Source organism: Bradyrhizobium sp. UFLA05-125 (genome assembly GCF_059803515.1).
Genome location: NZ_JBANBJ010000001.1, coordinates 56,580 through 73,790, shown reverse-complemented (window position 1 = coordinate 73,790; position 17,211 = coordinate 56,580). Strand labels below are relative to the sequence as shown.

9 protein-coding genes and 2 pseudogenes are annotated in these 17,211 nt (G+C 58.5%); 4 read left to right on the top strand and 7 right to left on the bottom strand.

Going from position 1 to position 17,211, the window contains the following annotated elements; genetic code table 11:
- Positions 1-49: 49 nt before the first annotated feature.
- Both SO156_RS00370 and SO156_RS00365 read right to left on the bottom strand, forming a co-directional pair.
- A complete protein-coding gene (locus SO156_RS00370; RefSeq protein ID WP_498533470.1) occupies positions 50-1,867 on the bottom strand; it encodes an ATP-binding protein in 1,818 nt (605 codons plus the stop codon).
- Complete coding sequence (locus tag SO156_RS00365; protein WP_498533469.1) at positions 1,831-2,961, bottom strand: ATP-binding protein; 1,131 nt, start codon at positions 2,959-2,961, stop codon at positions 1,831-1,833. The genes SO156_RS00370 and SO156_RS00365 overlap by 37 nt, the downstream gene beginning before the upstream one ends.
- Before the next feature lie 1,067 nt (positions 2,962-4,028).
- Between SO156_RS00365 and SO156_RS00360 the strand changes: the two genes are divergently transcribed.
- Positions 4,029-4,436: a cupin domain-containing protein gene (locus tag SO156_RS00360; protein ID WP_458145808.1), complete on the top strand. Its 408-nt coding sequence runs from the start codon at positions 4,029-4,031 to the stop codon at positions 4,434-4,436.
- 1,389 nt (positions 4,437-5,825) lie between these two features.
- Here SO156_RS00360 and SO156_RS00355 read toward each other — a convergent pair.
- On the bottom strand, positions 5,826-6,011 hold the full coding sequence (locus SO156_RS00355) for a hypothetical protein (RefSeq protein ID WP_498533468.1): 186 nt from the start codon (positions 6,009-6,011) through the stop codon (positions 5,826-5,828).
- Between the two features lie 1,048 nt (positions 6,012-7,059).
- Here SO156_RS00355 and SO156_RS00350 point away from each other — a divergent pair.
- Positions 7,060-7,194 (top strand): annotated as a pseudogene (locus SO156_RS00350) (Rho termination factor N-terminal domain-containing protein); the annotation flags it as partial.
- A gap of 401 nt (positions 7,195-7,595) precedes the next feature.
- Positions 7,596-7,754: pseudogene (locus SO156_RS00345) on the top strand (ATP-dependent DNA ligase); the annotation flags it as partial.
- Between the two features lie 182 nt (positions 7,755-7,936).
- Here SO156_RS00345 and SO156_RS00340 read toward each other — a convergent pair.
- Together SO156_RS00340 and SO156_RS00335 are read right to left on the bottom strand one after the other, a co-directional pair.
- On the bottom strand, positions 7,937-8,287 hold the full coding sequence (locus tag SO156_RS00340) for a hypothetical protein (protein WP_458145806.1): 351 nt from the start codon (positions 8,285-8,287) through the stop codon (positions 7,937-7,939).
- A 580-nt stretch (positions 8,288-8,867) separates the two neighbouring features.
- Positions 8,868-9,080, bottom strand: coding sequence for a hypothetical protein (locus SO156_RS00335; RefSeq protein WP_458145805.1), 213 nt, complete (start codon positions 9,078-9,080; stop codon positions 8,868-8,870).
- A gap of 369 nt (positions 9,081-9,449) precedes the next feature.
- On the opposite strand from SO156_RS00335, the gene SO156_RS00330 reads away from it, so the two are divergent.
- Entirely contained in the window at positions 9,450-9,653 is a 204-nt protein-coding gene (locus SO156_RS00330; protein ID WP_498533467.1) for a hypothetical protein, read from the top strand.
- Between the two features lie 1,426 nt (positions 9,654-11,079).
- On the opposite strand, the gene SO156_RS00325 is transcribed toward SO156_RS00330, so the two are convergent.
- Both SO156_RS00325 and SO156_RS00320 read right to left on the bottom strand, forming a co-directional pair.
- Positions 11,080-11,310, bottom strand: a complete 231-nt coding sequence (locus SO156_RS00325) for a hypothetical protein (RefSeq protein ID WP_498533466.1) — start codon at positions 11,308-11,310, stop codon at positions 11,080-11,082.
- 189 nt (positions 11,311-11,499) lie between these two features.
- Entirely contained in the window at positions 11,500-17,025 is a 5,526-nt protein-coding gene (locus tag SO156_RS00320) for a trifunctional serine/threonine-protein kinase/ATP-binding protein/sensor histidine kinase (protein WP_498533465.1), read from the bottom strand.
- Positions 17,026-17,211: the final 186 nt, after the last annotated feature.

The window sequence follows — 17,211 nt, the reverse complement described above, 5'->3', positions numbered from 1 at the left end:
TTAGTAGTGTCGGAAGCCCTGAAAGGGAGCCGTTTCGGATAGTATCTAGCTAGCGATGCCTCGCGAGGTCACCCAGCAGCCTGTTTGCGGCTCTAAGATCGTCGGTTTGATGGCCTTCGCGGAACCGGCCAAAGACTGGCGAGATCAGCTCGTATGCCTCGCTGGTTCTCCCTTGATCCAGCCACAATCGTGCCAGGCTCGTTGCGGTGCGCAGCTCCCAAGCGAGGGCCTCTTGCGTTCGCGCTAAGTGTACCGACTCCAGGAAATCCCTCTCGGCCACGGCCGCGGCATTGTCACCTTCCTGCTGCAACACGACAGCGCCTTTGATCCGCAACAATTCCGGAGTGCACCAACGTTCTTCGCTTTGTCCATTTCGCTTGATCGCTTCATCGATAGTCGCCAGTGCTTGCGGCGCGTCACCTGCCGCCGCCAGACCCACCGCCAGTCTGCCCAGGAATGTCGTGAGATACTGGCCGAATCCGGCTCGACGCAGCTCTTCGACACCGGCGCGCAGCCGTTCCAAGCCAGCCGGGAGATGCCCACGCTTGACGTCCAATTCACTTTCAAAGCACCGGCCAAACGCATGCCAGATATCAAATGCTTCCCTCTCGGTCTGACGGAGCAACATCTTGATGTAATATTCCGCGGCCTCGAGGTCGCCCGTCACCAGTGCGATCGGGCACGCCGCATTGGCCAGCGCGTTGCAAAGCGACAGTGTATGATCAATCGCTAGGGCGTGCTCGATATTGGTTTCGACGCAGCTAAGCGCTTGCTCCGGGAATCCCTGCAACCATAGAACGCGCGCGAGCGTCATGCGCGCAGATACCTGTTGGTGGAATTGAAAACGGGCAGCGTGGGACCGCTGAACCGGCGCAACATAGCCGGCAAGCATTCGTTCCAAGTGTAATCTTGCCGCGGGCTGATCACCAAGGAAATGGAGCGCCACGCTGGTCAGTCGGTCTCCAATCAGGCGGTCATTCTTATCGGCGACGGTCTCGGCCAACTCGGAAAAGCGCTTTGCCATTGTCAGCGCTGCGCCGAATTTTCCTCTGTTGATCTGGGTCGCCCAAAGTCCCCACAGCGCACACAACCGGTAATCCGTATCGTTCAGCGCTTCCGCGATCCCAGCAGTGGTTGCCCACGCGGCCCCCGTATCTCGGCCTGATCCGGCGGTATACATCTGCGACCAGGCGACTGCGGCGTAGAGGAGCATCCGACGCCGTTCATCGCTGATGCCGCTTTTTTCCAGCGTGGTTAGCGCCCGCTCGGCGCACGTGCGACATTCCTCCATCAGCGACATCTCGAACCACAACGGCTCGGCAGCGACTGTAAGGGCTATCCCGGCTTCAGCATCGCCGCTTGGCGAAAAAGCCCAGTCGAGAGCGCTGCGGAGATCATCGAGTTTCGCGGCGTATGTTGCGAGCCACTCGGCAGTAGGCCATGTCGCCCAATCCGATTGAGCACGCTCGAATTGCTCGCGAAAGTGTGACGCGTGTTGTCTCGCAAAGGCCTGCGCTTCGCCGTTTTCACTGAGCTTCTTCAGAGCGTACGCGCGAGCAGTATCGGTTAGCCGATAAAATACCGCGGCATCTCCCACATCTGCCACGACAAGCGATTTTTCGACAAGGTCGGCGACCGTTTCGTCCACCACCGCCGGTGCAATATCGGCACTTCCGGCTACGGCGATGGCCGCGTCCATCGTAAAGCGTCCAGCAAATATTCCCAATCGGCGCATGATGGCGCGTTCGGTTTCGGACAGCAATTCGTAACTCCAATCGAATGCTGCGCCGAGTGTTTGATGCCGCGGCAGCGCCGTCCGTCCACCGCGTGTCAGGAGTTGGAATCGATCATCGAGCCGACGGGCCACTCCGCGAACTCCGAAGGCGTCGACTCGGCCTGCAGCAAGCTCAATTGCCAGTGCAATGCCGTCGAGACGGCGGCAGATTTGTGCGACAAACTGGACATCTTCATCCTTGAACTCGTAACCGCCGGCATTTGCCGTTGCACGTTCGACAAAGAGTTGGACTGCTGGATTGTCAGCGCTGCCGTGACGGGAGCGGTTTCCAGCGGTGGAAGACGCTGTACACGCTCATCTTGCGCACGCAAAGGTTCTCGACTTGTCGCAAGGACATGGACGCCCGGTACTGCTTTTAACAATTCTTCGGCCAAACCCGCGGCCGCCATCAGGACATGCTCGCAATTGTCCAGGACGATCAGGGTCTGTTTGTCCTTCAGAAAAGAAATCAGCGCGGGATAGGGATTCTCCGAGCGAACGGCGACGCCAAGCACTGATGCGAGCGCGCTGGGCACGAGCCCGGGATCCTTGAGAGGCGCAAGGTCGACAAATCGCGCTCCGCCTCGATAGGAGGGAGGCAGCTTGTCAGCCACCGCCAAAGCGACCGATGTCTTGCCGATTCCGGCCGGTCCAGTGATCGTAACGAACCGGCTTCGCTGCAGGCGGTTACCGACCATCGCGATGATATCGGCGCGACCAATCAGTCGGGTGGGCCGATCGAGGGGGGTACGTGCCTTATCGGTCTCTTTGATCTCGGCTTCGCCTGTGGATCGCGCAACTACCGCAACAAATCGATACCCGCGACCGGGCAGAGTGACGACATAGTTCTCGCCTGTGCCTCCGTCGGCGAGTACGCGCCTCAAGCCGGTGATCTGAGCTCGTAGGTTGGATTCATCGACCGTGACGTCCGACCAGGCCCGAGTCATAACCGAATCTTTGTCGACAATCTCGCCGGCATGCTCAACCAAGGCATGCAGAACCTCAAAAGCACGACTTCCGAGTGGAACCGGAGTATCTCGCTTAAGCAATAGTTGCCGCCGCGGAAAGAGGCGAAACGGGCCAAACGAGAAGGTCAGCTCGACCGGTGCATCTACGCGATTGTTCCCGTCACCCTCAGTCGCGGCTGCAGAAGGATGGTTGAGGTCGCCCCTGCTGCTGGGTGCCATTTCGGCTTACCTCACCGAGGGCCTGGTAGGATCACTCGATGCCCATATTAAGGTGAAAACCTCAGCGACAACATGGCTATTTGGGGCCCCGGAACACCGCGGCTAATCGTCGGCTAAGCGTAGTTGCGACCGGTGGGTTGCGCGTACCCTCGTCCGGGGGTGGCCCAAGCCGAATAGCGCCCAAGCCGCTGTGATGTCGGCCGTCGGCGGTAAACCGGGAGGCGTGCCGCACTTGCTTCGCAAGAGCCTCCAGTCGTCTGCTGCTGCCCGCCGGCAATACACGCTTCGAGTCCTGTTAAAGCAGACCGCGCCGATTATGCGTCGCCGGCAGTTCGACCGATCCGCTTCGGCGGCGATTACTAAGCTGCCATCGAAGCGCCAATCGGTGTTCTGATCATGAGGCACCAATGGATAGAGACGGCCCAGCACAACCCTAAATGCCGGGGCCGTTGGAGGTAGCTTGGCGTAATAGGGTGGACCAAGCGGATCAAGTATAGACCGGTCGGGGATCTTGCTATTTCCACTTTTGGACAGACTAGAAGCGCAGCGCAGATTGCGATTCTTTGAGAATACAAGGAATGAAGAACTTCGGAAGCAGGTTGTAGGCGCAGTACCCGGTCTCCGTCTCTCTTATGATCTTCGTGTTGAGCTAACCCAGCAGTGAACGGAAGATGATGCGCTTTCAGGACAACATCCAATTGCCAACTGCCATTATTGATTTTGTAAGAGCATAGAGCCACGCTGTCTCAGCTAGAGCCAAGGCGGTAAAATACACTATCTCAGCGATCATCGCCGCCTCCGAACTACGAAGGCCCCTCAATCTCCTCAGCCGCTATTGGAGGGATACACCGACCCACCCCAGGTCGGTATCACATATGCGAATCCGATCTGGGAAATAACGGCAGGCTACGCTATGTTTACTCGTATACAGACACCTTTCGCGAAACTCTGATTATCAGGCACACGGGAACGCTCGGCAAAGCGCGCTGCGGGCATGTTTTGAAGCGGCGGATGCATTTTAGCGGAGGTGACCAATGCCTGCGCCCACTGAAATTGGGAATTGGAGGATGGATCTCGCGCCATCACCGATTGAGCCATCCTGGATCATCGAAGGTAAGCCGGAAGTTCGCTCGCGCGTGCTGTTGACGAGCGCATGCAACACCGCCAAGACCATAATTTGGTCGTGCACCGAAAGTAAATTCAACTGGTACTACGATCTCGACGAGACCATCGTGATTCTCGAAGGATCAATCGTGCTTGAGAGTGAGGGCATGCCGCCGAGGCGCTATGGCGTGGGTGACGTGATATTTTTTCGCAGCGGTGCGCACGCTAGATGGCACGTCGAGGGCTATGTGAAGAAGCTCGCCTTCCTCCGCCTGAACACTCCGTTCCCGTTAGCCATTGCCATCCGCGCCATCAACAAGCTCAAGTCTTTAATCGCGCGGAACTCGCCCCGCGGCTTGCTCGCCGAATAAGACCGCACTTCCGCTATTGCCCCAGACCAAAGCACCAGTCGTCGTCACGTAGGCCGTTGGACAATAAAACGAGATGTTGTTTCGCTGATGCTAGATTACAGCAGCAAGCGACCTGACATTTTTTTCACATTCTAACCTACCGCGAAGCGCTAGAGTGGTTGGGTCCGAGCGCCGCAAGGTAGGAGTGTCTAAGCTTATCAGGCATTCGCCTGCTGCCGCCACGCGCCATCGGCGGCGGCTTGTGTTTCATTTCTAAAGAGGTGCAATATGCTGGCAACATATCGAACCCTTCGGTGGCTGGGCTTTTCACGCTGGGCCGCCACGCAAAAACTTCTGAAAATCTACTGTGTGACTTTCCAATCGCGAGTATTCTAGACAATACAACGGCGCGGACCGCCTGAGTTCGGCGCCTCGGCGGCTGGTGGAAGTCGGACGTTACATCTGGCGTCTCACACTTTCGAGAAATCGTTGTTTCTCGCCAGGCGCGTAACCTTGGGAAGCTCCATAATACGGTTCATTGAAATTATTGTATGGTGCGGCCCGGTACTGGATCGGTGGCCGAGGTGGCGCGTAGGTCATACCCTGATTGGGACGAACATGAGCGTGCCGCCGGTGTGCGGGATGCGTCGTCGCCGCATTCGCAGAGCCACACAGGGTGACCAAAAGACTTAAGGTCAAAATAGAACGCATCGTTGGTTTTCCGATCGGCCACGCGGTCCCAACATATAGCAGCTCCACGATTGGTCACACGTCTTCAGCCGAAGGCTGCGTCAAGCAATAACTTAGACACTGGCTAGGGGAGCCGAGGTTGATCCAAGTCAAAAGCGCGCCGGACCAATGGCCCGCAGCCGGACAGGAGCGGCGCCACCTGCCGTGTCGATGCCCAATCCAAGTCCGGTAACAGCCAGGTCCACCCTCTCCTGTCGGTGCAGGCATCAAACCTGCATCCGAGACCGCGATAACCGCGCGAAGCCGATGGAAGAGGCACGCCAGTACTGGCCGGGCTAGCGCCTCCGCGAAGGCACCTCAGCGCCCCTTCACGGAGGTGATGAAGCTCCTCCGAACGTTTCGGTTCAGCGATGTTCTGCTTCGGAAATGGCTCTTGCGACTAGAAAGGCGTCAGGCCTGCTGGCCCATCTTCCATGAGCCCATCCCAGCTCAAGAAGAAAACCTATCCCAAGTTATAGCGGGAACCCCTTCGTGGTGCCGAAGTCGGGACCGCTTCGACCTCCAATCTTAGCCTGAGACGGTCTTGCTGCCGGATGTAAGCACGGGGCCGTTTCTGTTGTTGACCTCGCGCGGTTCATCAGGACGATCATGATGGGGGTAAGCTGCTCGGTCAGGCGCAGTGCACGCCAAAAACCCCTTCCATGCTTCAACGACGCTCAATCAGTTCACGCAGTGTATGGGCTCGGTGATCGACATGAAGAGCGTGCGACTGCCGCATGTTAAAACTTCCTTGGTCTCTTTGGCGTCGTGCCCATGCCGACGCAACTCAGCGACCACTTGTTCTTGCCTGGCAAAATGCCGCTCGTCTTCTTCAAGATGACGCTCCGCTTCAGCAAGATACTGCAACAACGAGGCTCGATCCATCTCACACCCTACCACGCAGCGAATTCCCAGTACGGCCAGCGCGCTACGCTAATTTTCAATCTGCAAATCTATCACTCCATCGGCGTTAGGGAGCTCGCTTAACGACCAGGAGGCAGAAGTGCCCAGATCGCTGATCACGTTTGCCCTGATAGCGACGTTGCTGACGGCCCAGATCGCTCCGCCCGTGATTAACCAGGCCTGTGCCAATGCCGGTGGCGGCGGTGGAGCCGGTGCCGGCGGAGCAGGTGCTGGCGGCGGTGGAGCGGGGCATGGTGCCGGGACAGGAGCTGGTGCGGGAGTCGGCAGCGGTAGTGTGGGAGCCGCCGGCATCAGTGGTATTGGCGGTGGCAGTTATGGTGGGGGAAATCCTTATCCCGGTGCGTACCATTGGTCTTACCCGAACCGATTGGGCCACAGGAGCCACAAGGCTTGGTTTGGCGGTGTCGGATCTGGTTCGTCGGTCCCGTTCCAGCAACGCGCCGGCCAGGCTCGGTGGCATAGCCGGAAGTATGCCACGCTCGAGCGCGATTTTCGCAAGTTTCACAACGCTCAGCGAACAAACGACTTGCTCAAGTCGCGCGAAGTGATCCTGAAGGCGGTACCTGATCAGGACTCTGTGCAGCAGTTTGGCGCGCGAACGTCACTGGACTCTCGTGCCCGCGCAGATGATGATGCGACTGTCGGCAAGCCATCGGTAAATCGCACGCCGAATGGCATCGGGCGTCAAGCCGAACGAACGATCGGCACGGTAGACGGATTTTGGCACGAGCCGCCAAATCCCTCGGCGGATGCCGCTCAGGTTAGCCCGCCCCCCGTCATCGAACACGAGGACGCGCCAACAACGGGGCCACCCGTAAATCACACACTGGATGACCTCGAACGGACAGCCTTACAGACGATCGGCACGGCAGCCGGATTCTGGCACGGGCCGCTACATCCCCTGGCGGTATTGATCGGCATGATGGTGGTCGTAGCACTCGGCCTTATCGAGTTTCTGCTGCGACGCCCGGTCTTCGACTTTTCCTGGGATATTAGTAATTGTATAAACCTCAAATCCAAGACGCCGGCCGAGCTTATCTCATTTGCGGAAGAGAACGGGGTCGAGAATGCCAGCACCATGCCCAAGCAGGAGCTGCTGTTCGCCATCCTCAATCAGCTGCGAATGCCGAACCAAGTGGCAGCCGAGCCAAGCCCCGCATCTGGACAAGCCCTCGAAGCTGCTTTTTTGCTAGTCGCACTCGCGCTCACCACGGGTTGGCTTTACGCTCTCGGTGCAATGACGTACAACTTAGTAAGTTGGCTGTTCTCTTAGAAGAACGCTCGACTTACTTCGCAAACTCGACGAAGACTACCATAGCCAAATCCGCGAATTGATCACCAGCATCCCCGGGATCAAAAGGCAGTCGAGCGCGGATGGGTCGAGCTGCACGAGTCCGGCACATACGTCCGCCTCGTGAAGACAGAGGCCGCCAACTGAGGCGGCCTCTTGCTTTATTTCTTAGCTGGCAGCCTCGCCGGAACATGCGGCGTTGAGCCGACCATCTTCACGCTACCATCAGATGCGTGAAGCGCTATCCCTGGATCGCCGAGGCCGCGCCGAAAAACCGGCGGAAGCATTTCGTCATCGACGGGGAAGCTGTGATCCTTGGTGTCGACGGCATCTCCGACTTCAACGCCCTGCACTACCGCAAGCACGATGACGAAGTGCAGCTTTACGCGTTCGATGATCGGCTTACGGCATTCGCTGTCCTAGGCGTTGGTAGCGGTTCGCGCTCGCGACCGTGTTTTCCGTGATTTGGTAAGGCCAGTTAAGCCGGCGGCCTCTTCTGCGGCAGCCAGGCGGATGCATCACAGTCAATAGCGTCATCCCTGCGGTTCAGCCGTTTGCTGGTCGATGCTCCATTGCCCTACATCATGCTTCCGGGCATGAAGCATCGAACGTACGGACGACCATCTTCATGGTATGGCCAAACAACCGTTCGACCGAAACGATTGGGTACCGTGACAAGAGCCGCGTTCGGCACGTCAACCCACTCGTCATCCATAAAGACTTGATAGCGGCCGTCCCGGCTTCGCCAGTCAGTATCTCGCAACGTGTTGCCGTCACTGAGTGCGCAGCAAGCTTCGCCCCCTTCGGACTTCAACCGCTCAAACCATTTGTGCATTTCCGGATCGGCTTGCGCATATTTGCCCCCGGGATCGCGAGCTATCCCCGGACTCGACGTCAACAGCACTGCCGATAGGACGATCGTCTGCAATCGGAATCTCAAAGGAAACTCATCAAAATTGTATCGGTACGAGAAAAAACCAATGATGCGCCAAAGCTAATAACATAACGCTTGCATCCAAAGCAGTCGGGAAAAAGTGGTAATCCCCCTGCGTTAATAACCTTCGGATAGTGAATTAACGCCGCGCGCCCTAGCTTAGCTTGTAGGATTTTCACCACTTTCTTTCTCGGTAGCATAGTACAAAGAGAACCCGCCCGAAGGCGGGTGATGCAATATAGTGCAATGCGTCTACTGCTAGTTGGGATCGCACGTCTGCGCGGCTCTCCTCTGTAAGCTATCTCTCGCTGAGCCTACGGTGAGCTGGCTAGGATCGGCCGAGGCCGCAACTACTCGCGACTTCGGGCGCCGTGTAAGAACTGCGATCTGATGCGGAGAAGCGGGCATTCCGGCCAACGTCAGGCTTGGCGTAGCCGAACTTTCCTCAACTTGGGACGCTTCCAACACTGCTACCTGGTAGCTGGGGTCCCTAAGCCGAGGGCGGCGCCATCAATGTCAACGAAGGCCGCTTCCGAGCGGAGGCGGCCTGAGAAGATCGAAGCCAAGCGACCGTTTACTTGTGTCCGTGCTCTTCGGTATGCGCCTTGCTGGCGTGCTCACCGTGTTCAAGTGCATGTGTGGCATGGCCATGCGCCGAATGAGCGTGATGCGCGGCCTTTTCGTGACTGCCTGATTCGTGATGCTTCGCCGCCTCCGCGTGGTGACGAGCCGCGTGAGTGTGATGTTCGGCTGCTTGTTTGTGATGTTCGGCTGCTTTTTTAGACATAATGATTTCTCCCTTAGAATAGACCGCGAAAGCGGTAGGCGGAGGGTGGTCGCTTGTTGCAACGCTGGCGTGACGACTCTCCGTAAAAAGGCAGATAAATCGAAAGCCGCGTGACAGGAACACTGCCACTGAGAAATTGTTTCTGAGCGGGTTTCGTTGGTTCCGTTGCCTCTCTATTTTTGAAGTGAGCGGACTCCGTCCTCCCTCCGACGAAATGCTCCACCGTTGTCATACACCCGCAATCAAACCGTCGTACATTATTGCGTTCCGGCCAATTGCTGGTCGAACGTAACGAGAAGACGCGCTTGCGATCCACACTACGCGGGGACCTTTTGAGCTGTGAATAGGTCAGTATCGGGTATTCGGCACATGGCGTACGACACACCGACAGTGCAGTTGCTCCGCACCATTCTCGATGAAGTACTCACGAGCCCAGCCTTCACTCGGCAGCAGCATCATTCTGCTGTGGAGGTCGCGGAGCGCATTCTGTGGCTCGCCTCGCAAGGGGAGCGAGAGCCGGCGGCGATTAAAGAGCATCTGCTGAACGAGTTTTTAGCCTGCGTAGCCGCGTGATTGTCTCGGCTACTGCCCCTAACCAGCACAACTTTATAGACGCACCCATTCCCCTCGTGGGCGCCGCGGCTCGTCAGTCCCAGCTCGGCCGAGACGATCTCTCCGCGGGTCCGCTCCTCTCAAGGAATGCCGCCGCATCCAATGACCATAGCGTGTGGTGTTCTCTGCCGCCGTTTCTCCAGAGTACTTGCCGGCATCTCCCGTCAGTGTGAACCGGCGGGCCGATATTCACTGCCTTCGGAGTGTCCCTGCGATGGACGGCGACGACTTGCGGAGCCTTCCGCTGTCACCTGCGCAAGACGAACCTGGAACGACAGCTCGCGCGCCGACCAGACGGCATCGCCGATGCGCCCTTCGAGCGCGGCGAGATCGGGCCAGACCTATTCCGAGCAGGCTGTCGCACGGGCCTGGAAGGCCTGGTCTCCAAGCATCGCGATCGACCGTACCGCGCGGCTGGCAAAAGTTCTGGATCAACGTCAAGAACCGCAGCCACCCCGCTATGGAACGGGAGCTGTGACCGCGTGCGGCCATAAGCACCCTGCAGGGCCTCGCCATCGTTGCAACGCTCTGTCAAGCCGACGCTTGAACGCTGTTATGATGTTGCTTTCAGAAGGAGTACGCAGGACCTTGCGGCAGGTCCGGCTCTACGGCTACTTGGTCGAGCGAAACGACCAGATCTATCACCCGGGCGCCTTTCATCGAGTTGGCACGAAATCGTTGGTACTCCGCATGGTTGAGGCGGTTGGCTGACGAAAAACGGCCATTGATACGAACTGCCTACGCAGGGCGTGAAGCGCCGGACTGACTTCCTGCGAGCGCAGACCGCCAGCGAGCGCGCGTGTTTAGGAACGCCTACCGCGCGTGACCATTAGTTAGGTTCGGAGAACCATGGAGCCTAAAATGCGGAAGACGATGATTACGATCCTAACAGCAGTGGTACTCGCAGGGGCCGCTAGCGTTGCATATGCCCAATCTAGCGGATCAGGTAGTGCTGGTGGTGCTGGCGCGGGTGTCGGCACCGGCGGATCGACGGGCATGGGCGGCGCGTCGTCGAGTGCTGGAGGCGCCGGGACTACTGGTACTGGAGCCGTGGCCAGTGGCACCACTGGCTCGGCTGGCGGATTGCAAAAGGGCGCGATTCACCCCGGCAGCGGAGACAATCCGACCCGTCGCCGGAGGCGATACTGAAAGACCGGCGGACCGTGTTCTCGCCCCCGCCTCAGCCAACGGGGCTGCACCGCAACCAACGAGAGTTGTTGAGCCAAATCAAGGAGCATCAGAGAAGCGCTGCTGGTCTCTTACGGGGCACGTAGCGCGATGACCTCAAACGCGATCAGGATCGGCGCCACAGTGGTCAGGCGACCGCCGCCGTGATAACAGCAGGAAGGTGCATTCATCTCCGCTATGCCCACGGTCGCGACCAAATTTAGCCTCCCACCGAAGTGTCGCGATGGGCCTTTTTGGCAGCCGGGTTTGGCGGCCCAATATGAAGCCGATGGCTATGACCGCCCGGCATCTCGCGCCGCTGCGCTTGCATCGTGCGCGCAACACATCCGATAAAGTTCGTCTTGCGGTTCGTTGTCGCTCCTTCAGATGAAAATGTTGCCACGAGGAATTCCTTCGCCGCTTTGGTTATGGTCACCGTCGCTTCTTCCATTGTAGTAACCGAGCGGCTCCCCTTCTCTAGGCATGGATCATTCATTAGTGATCTGGGAGGAAGGGCTGTTTCCAGTGGAGCGCTACGGGACAAGCCATTGGATGTCGGAATGCTGGTTAGCTGCATCGAGAAAGGATCGGAAACTTGAAGCCGCATCCGAAAGACCTCTTCGAGGCCTAGATTACGGAGCTAATATTGTCGAGCCGGAGAAATCGTGAAGTGAAAGACAGCGCCTTGCGGAAGGTTTGCTTCCGCCCAACTCTTTCCGCCGTGGCCTTCTATGATTGAACGGCAGATCGACAATCCCATTCCCATGCCGCCCGGTTTGGTAGTGTAGAATGGATCGAAGAGTTTCTCGAGTTGTTCAAGGTCTGTGCCCTTCCCGGTATCTCGGACGGATATAAGCACACCGTCTGAGCCGTTCTTGGAAGAGCTGATTAGCAGCTCGCGGCGGGCTTGGCCGACCTCTTCCAGGGCATGTACGGCATTGATAATCAAGTTGAGCACCACTTGTTGAATTTGGATCCGATCGGCTTCAACGAGAGGCAAGCCTTTCGCCAGCTGCGTTCGGACGGAGACGTGGCTCCTTACGGTTTCGCCATGCGTGAGCTCAATCACCTCTCCGACGACCCCGTTGATCTCGATGCGCTCCATCCGCAGCGGCGCCTTTTTGACAAGACCACGAGTTCGCTCGACAACATTCCCTACGCGACGACCATCTTTGACGATTCTTTCAAGAAGCTGACGAGCTTCCTGCAAATCCGGTGGCTGGCGAGCAAGCCATCGCAGCGTCGCCTCAGCGTTGCCCATCATCGCGGTGATCGGCTGATTGACCTCATGGGCGATCGAGGCCGTTAGCTGACCCATGGTCGCGACGCGATTCGCGTGCGCCAGCTCCGCCTGTGTCTCGCGGTAACGCCGCTCGTTGTTGCGCGCTTCGGATTCGGCCCTTCTGCGCTCAGTCAGGTCGAGTACAAAAGCGACGCCCTGATTTTCATTTCGTTCAAGGCGCGCCGCGCCGATCAGCACGGGCACGCGACCGCCATCCTTCCGCAAATACTCCGTCTCAAACGGCTGTATCGTTCCGGTGGTCTTGATATCCTCCAGGACCGGCGCAGTTCGATCACGCCACTCCGGCGGTATCAAATCCGTCCAATGCACGCGACCACAAACGAAATCTTCTCGGTCGAAACCCAGCATGCGGAGATACGTATCATTAGCCTCGATGATGCGGCCTTCGAAATCCCAGATGACGATTCCGATAATGTTGGCGTCGACCAGGCGGCGAACTTTCGCTTCCTGCTCTTGCAGATCGCCGTACAGCCGTGAATTCTCAAGGGAAATTGCCGCCTGTGACGCCAGCAGTTTTAAGACCGTCATGCGAGCGGGCGCGAAGACGTTTGGAGCGAGGCCGTTCTCGAAGTAAAGCGCGCCGACAAGCTTGCCCTGATTTACCAGGGGTAGGCAAACAACAGACCGTGCTCGGCGAGCCCTAATGTAGAGGTCCGCGGCATATTGGGACTGGGTGGCGGCATCATCAAGAATAACGCTCTCACGGCTATGCAGGACGTAGCGCAGCACTGACTCCGGCAAGACGGTCCCGGTCGCGGCGTCGTCGCGCAGATGCACAACCACCTTATCGTCGCCAGTGGTGGCTTCTGCAGCGATCCGCGGCGTGGCGCCTTGTGCAAGAATCAGCAAGCCTCGCTCGGCGCCCGCCTGTTCGATCGCGGTACGCATCAGTGTGTCAATCAGCTTTTCGTGGACGATCTCGCTAGATACAGCCTGCGACACCTTGATTATGGTGGTCAGGTCAAGGCGTTCAACCGGTGCACCGATGGTGTCGGTTGCGATGAGAGCAGTTTCTTTGTCTTTCAGGAACGGAAAGAGCTGATCTAACTGCCGCACCTTTCCATCGGCCCCCCAACTCTCATAGCACTGCCGTGCCTTTCGTAGGTGCGCATAAGAATTGATGTCGAAGCCGCGCGCCGCGTAGAAGCGTGCCGCTAGTTCGCAGGCGAGCCCCTCGTTGTGGACAAAGCCATTGTCGCGTGCCGACATGATGGAGCGCTTGTACAGCTCCATGGCCTCAAGCGGACGTCCCTCGATACGGGCGATTTCTGCGTCGATCAGCGCTGCCCGATCCTCGAAGTTCTGTGGACAATTTGTCGCCCAGCCTCGAAGCCGCCGCTGGTGGTGTCCAAGTGCCTCCCGATGCTCTTCGTACGGTTGGGACTCGCACAATGCAGCACGAGCCAGCGCGGCATAGAAGTGATACTCTTCCTCCTCCAGCATGAATAGCGACAGCGAGGGCAAGTTCATGTACCATTCCTCAACCCTTTCCGCTGCTTTGATTGCCGAAACGTAATCGCCAGCGAAGAAACGCGCCTGGAGCTTCCGGATCCAGTAATAGCATTCCTGGAAGGGTTGGACGGGTCGACCTGTTGTGCGCTCCTCAAATGCTAGCTCGTTGAACCGACCATCGTCGAGAGAGCCAAACTTCGTGGTCTCCCCACGCAGGGTCCGCACCAACGCGAGGGGCGCGGAAATTCTGTCCTGATAAAATCCAAAGTGCCGCGAGAACTCCAATCCGTGCTCTGCATCAAGTTCGACCTGATCGAGCGGATGCCCTGTGGCAAGAAAGACGGAATTCAGAGCGCGGGAGGCCATCGCGGCAAAAGCAGGGTCGCCGTGCTCTTGCGCCATCTCGAATGCGCGCCGCGCCGGATCGATCGCATCCCTAAGCGGTCGTGTCGACGGAAGGTGAGAAGCAAAAACGAAATAGGTGCGCCCTCCATAGTGATGCCAGCCGCGACGTTCGAGCAGGTCGCAAGCCATCTTTCCGAGTCGGTAAGCTTGATCATAGTGGCCAAAGCGAGTGCTGGCGATCAGGCTCATGTCTTCATAGTTATATGGTGCGGCGTCACTGTTGCCGAGATCGAGGCTGAGACAGGTGGCCTTGCAGACGCTAAGCGTGAACAAGTTCAGGTCAGTGTAGCAGGCCGGCGAGCCCAGTCCCGTGAGCACGTCGAGCGTCGCCAGAGCCTCCGGATCCTGCATGATCGGAAGGTCAACGAGGTCCTCGATCGTGCGATTTCCGAGCTGTGACCAGAAGCGCTCGTACTCGTGGCGCATTTCCGCCTCAGTAGGATGTGCCGACCAATCAATGCCCACATGCCGCAGGCATTCAAGGGCGACAGCGACTGCACGCTCGTTCGCTCCAAGCATCATGTAGAGATGCGTACGGCGGTGCGCCACGGCGCAACGTTGGAGCGTTCCGACGGCACGCGTTGCGAGTGTCGCCAGGCGCTCCTCGGCGTTCTGCAACGCACCCGTGCAGAGCTCGCAGTCAGCCCGGTGCTGCTCTAGCTCGAACACCAGCTCTTGTCGGCGTTCCCACGCCTCTTCTGCCAGCAGCTCCATACCTGCATTGAGGTATGAGAGAGCCGAGGCGTATGCTGTGGAGGCCTTTGCGCGCTTGCCGGCGACGAGGTTGAGTTGCGCGACCTGCTCGCGCTCCTCCCGCGAGGAGATCAAGGCAGCGCCCCGATTGAACTGGCTGACGATCTCGAAGATCGCCTTTTCGCGCTGCTCGGCCGGCATTCGCTCCGTTAGCAACCTTCCAATCCGGAGATGACTATCGGCTCGCGAGGTTTCTGGGATCATCGAGTACGCGGCTTCCTGCACGCGGTCATGCGTGAAATGGTAGGAATCTCCGCGGCGCTCGACCAATTCCTGAGAAAGTGCGTCCCAAAAAATGGAGTGTATCTGGTCTGGTGAGGTTTCCAGAACGATCGCCAGCGTAGTTGTGTCGGCGACGGCACCGAGACAGGCGAACTGCTGCAGGGCTTGTTGCGTCTTTTCCGGGCGGCGGACCAACCTCGCAGCCATGAGGTCCGCCACATTGTCCGTGTACCTCTTAGCGTGAAGACGCTCGAGATCCCAGGACCACTGTCCCTGATCGACATCGAAGGTGAGCAAACCCTCGTCGTCGAGCATGTGCAGAAACTGAATCGCGAAAAACGGGTTACCGGCGGTTTTTTCCTGAACCAGGTTTGCCAGCGGTGATGCCGGCTGCGGTGCGCACCTGATGGCATCCGCTATCAATTCGCGGAGATGCTCATGGCCAAGCGGTCCAAGCTGGATCTGCTGCACTCGCGCACCGGTTTGGCGGATCGCCTCAATCTTGCGCATGAGCGGGTGTGAGGCATCAACTTCGTTGTCGCGGTAGGCGCCAATCAGCATCAGATGGTTCAGCCCTGACTGCGTCAGCAGGTTTTCGATCAAGTCGAGCGTCGCAGCGTCCAGCCATTGCAGATCGTCGAGGAACAGAGCCAGTGGGTGTTCTGGTTGGGCGAACACGCCTATAAAGCGGCGGAAGACACGCTGAAATCGGTATTGTGCATCCCTGGGACTAAGCACAGGGACCGGGGGCTGATCGCCAATGATGAGGTTCAACTCGGGGACGAGATCGACCACGAGTTGGCCGTTATCGCCGAGCGCCTCGTGAAAGGCCTCCCTCCAGCCGGCCAACTCGGCGTCGCTCTTGCCCAGGAGCAGCCGGATCAAGGCTCGAAGGGCTTGTGCCAAGGTCGAGTACGGGATCTCACGCTTGTACTGATCGAACTTGCCGGATGCGAAAAGTGCGCGCGGCGGCACCAGCACTTTGTGCAATTCATTGACGACTGAGGACTTGCCAATCCCGGAATAGCCGGACACCAGCACTAACTCCGGCGTTCCACCCTCGACAACACGATCAAACGAGGCAAGCAGCGTCTCGATCTCGCGCTCGCGTCCATAGAGCCTCTCAGGAATCGTCAACCGGTCCGACGTGTCGTGTTGGCCCAGCGGAAACTCTCCGATCTGGCCCCGATCTTCGAGCTCCGCCAGGCAGCGTCGCAAATCCCGTACAAGTCCGCCGGCGGTCTGATATCTGTCCTCGGCCGTCTTGGCGAGCAGCTTCATGATGATCATGGACAGCGCAGATGGGATGCTTCCCACCCGATCAGTCGGAGGCGTCGGCTTCCGCGCAATATGGCAGTGCACCCACTCCATTGGATCGGAAGCAGCGAACGGCAGGCTTCCGGTCAGCATCTCGTACAGAGTGACGCCAAGCGCGTAGAGGTCGCTGCGGGAATCAATCGAACGATTCATCCAGCCGGTCTGTTCCGGTGCCATGTAAGCCAGCGTGCCGGCGATGGTCTCGGGCGGTTGGATGGCCTGACGTTCACGCCGAAGCCGCGACGCGATGCCGAATCCCGTCAGTCTGATCTCGCCTCTCGCGTGATCTACAATGATATTTTGCGGCTTGATATCCTTGTGGACGAGACCCCGCTCATGGAGCTTGCCCACCGCCACGGCGATAGCTATGGCGAGGCGCAAGAAGCTTTCGACGCCGATTGGTACGCCGCTCGACGCCGCGAGCGGCTCGCCGCCCGGGTCTTCGAGAAGCAATACAGTCTGACCGCCTTCATGAAGGAAGTCTAACGGACATACCGCCCACGCGCGATCCAGCTCGTCCTTCCATCCATATTCGTGCGCAAGGCGATCGATGATGGCCGGATGCGGATGCTCCGAGGCAGGCCTCACTGCTAGTATAGCGACGAGACTGCCATCAGGGCCCTTGTGCCATCCCCGGCAGAAAACGCGCCCACCGTCCTTCCACGCAATGTGGAAGCTGCTATCCCCAATTTTAGCGAAGCGAACTGCATCCATTTTAGCGCTGGTTCACATCGGTTCAGTCGCAAGCGACGCGCAAGGAGCCCGCGCCGCTGCGGTCCTAAGCAAGAGCCTTCACAAATACTACCGCCCAGAAACCGCGCGTGCTACCGAATATTACGGCCCGATGCGCAAATCTTGCTACGCGCGGGCGGGAACGGTGAATCCCAGCACGCGCCTCAT

Bases quoted from the DNA above. Each gene is read 5' to 3' on its own strand.
- SO156_RS00365 (WP_498533469.1), bottom strand. From the start codon at position 2,961: ATGGCACCCAGCAGCAGGGGCGACCTCAACCATCCTTCTGCAGCCGCG.
- SO156_RS00360 (WP_458145808.1), top strand. From the start codon at position 4,029: ATGGATCTCGCGCCATCACCGATTGAGCCATCCTGGATCATCGAAGGT.
- SO156_RS00335 (WP_458145805.1), bottom strand. From the start codon at position 9,080: ATGTCTAAAAAAGCAGCCGAACATCACAAACAAGCAGCCGAACATCAC.
- SO156_RS00330 (WP_498533467.1), top strand. From the start codon at position 9,450: ATGGCGTACGACACACCGACAGTGCAGTTGCTCCGCACCATTCTCGAT.
- SO156_RS00325 (WP_498533466.1), bottom strand. From the start codon at position 11,310: ATGGAAGAAGCGACGGTGACCATAACCAAAGCGGCGAAGGAATTCCTC.
- SO156_RS00320 (WP_498533465.1), bottom strand. From the start codon at position 17,025: ATGGATGCAGTTCGCTTCGCTAAAATTGGGGATAGCAGCTTCCACATT.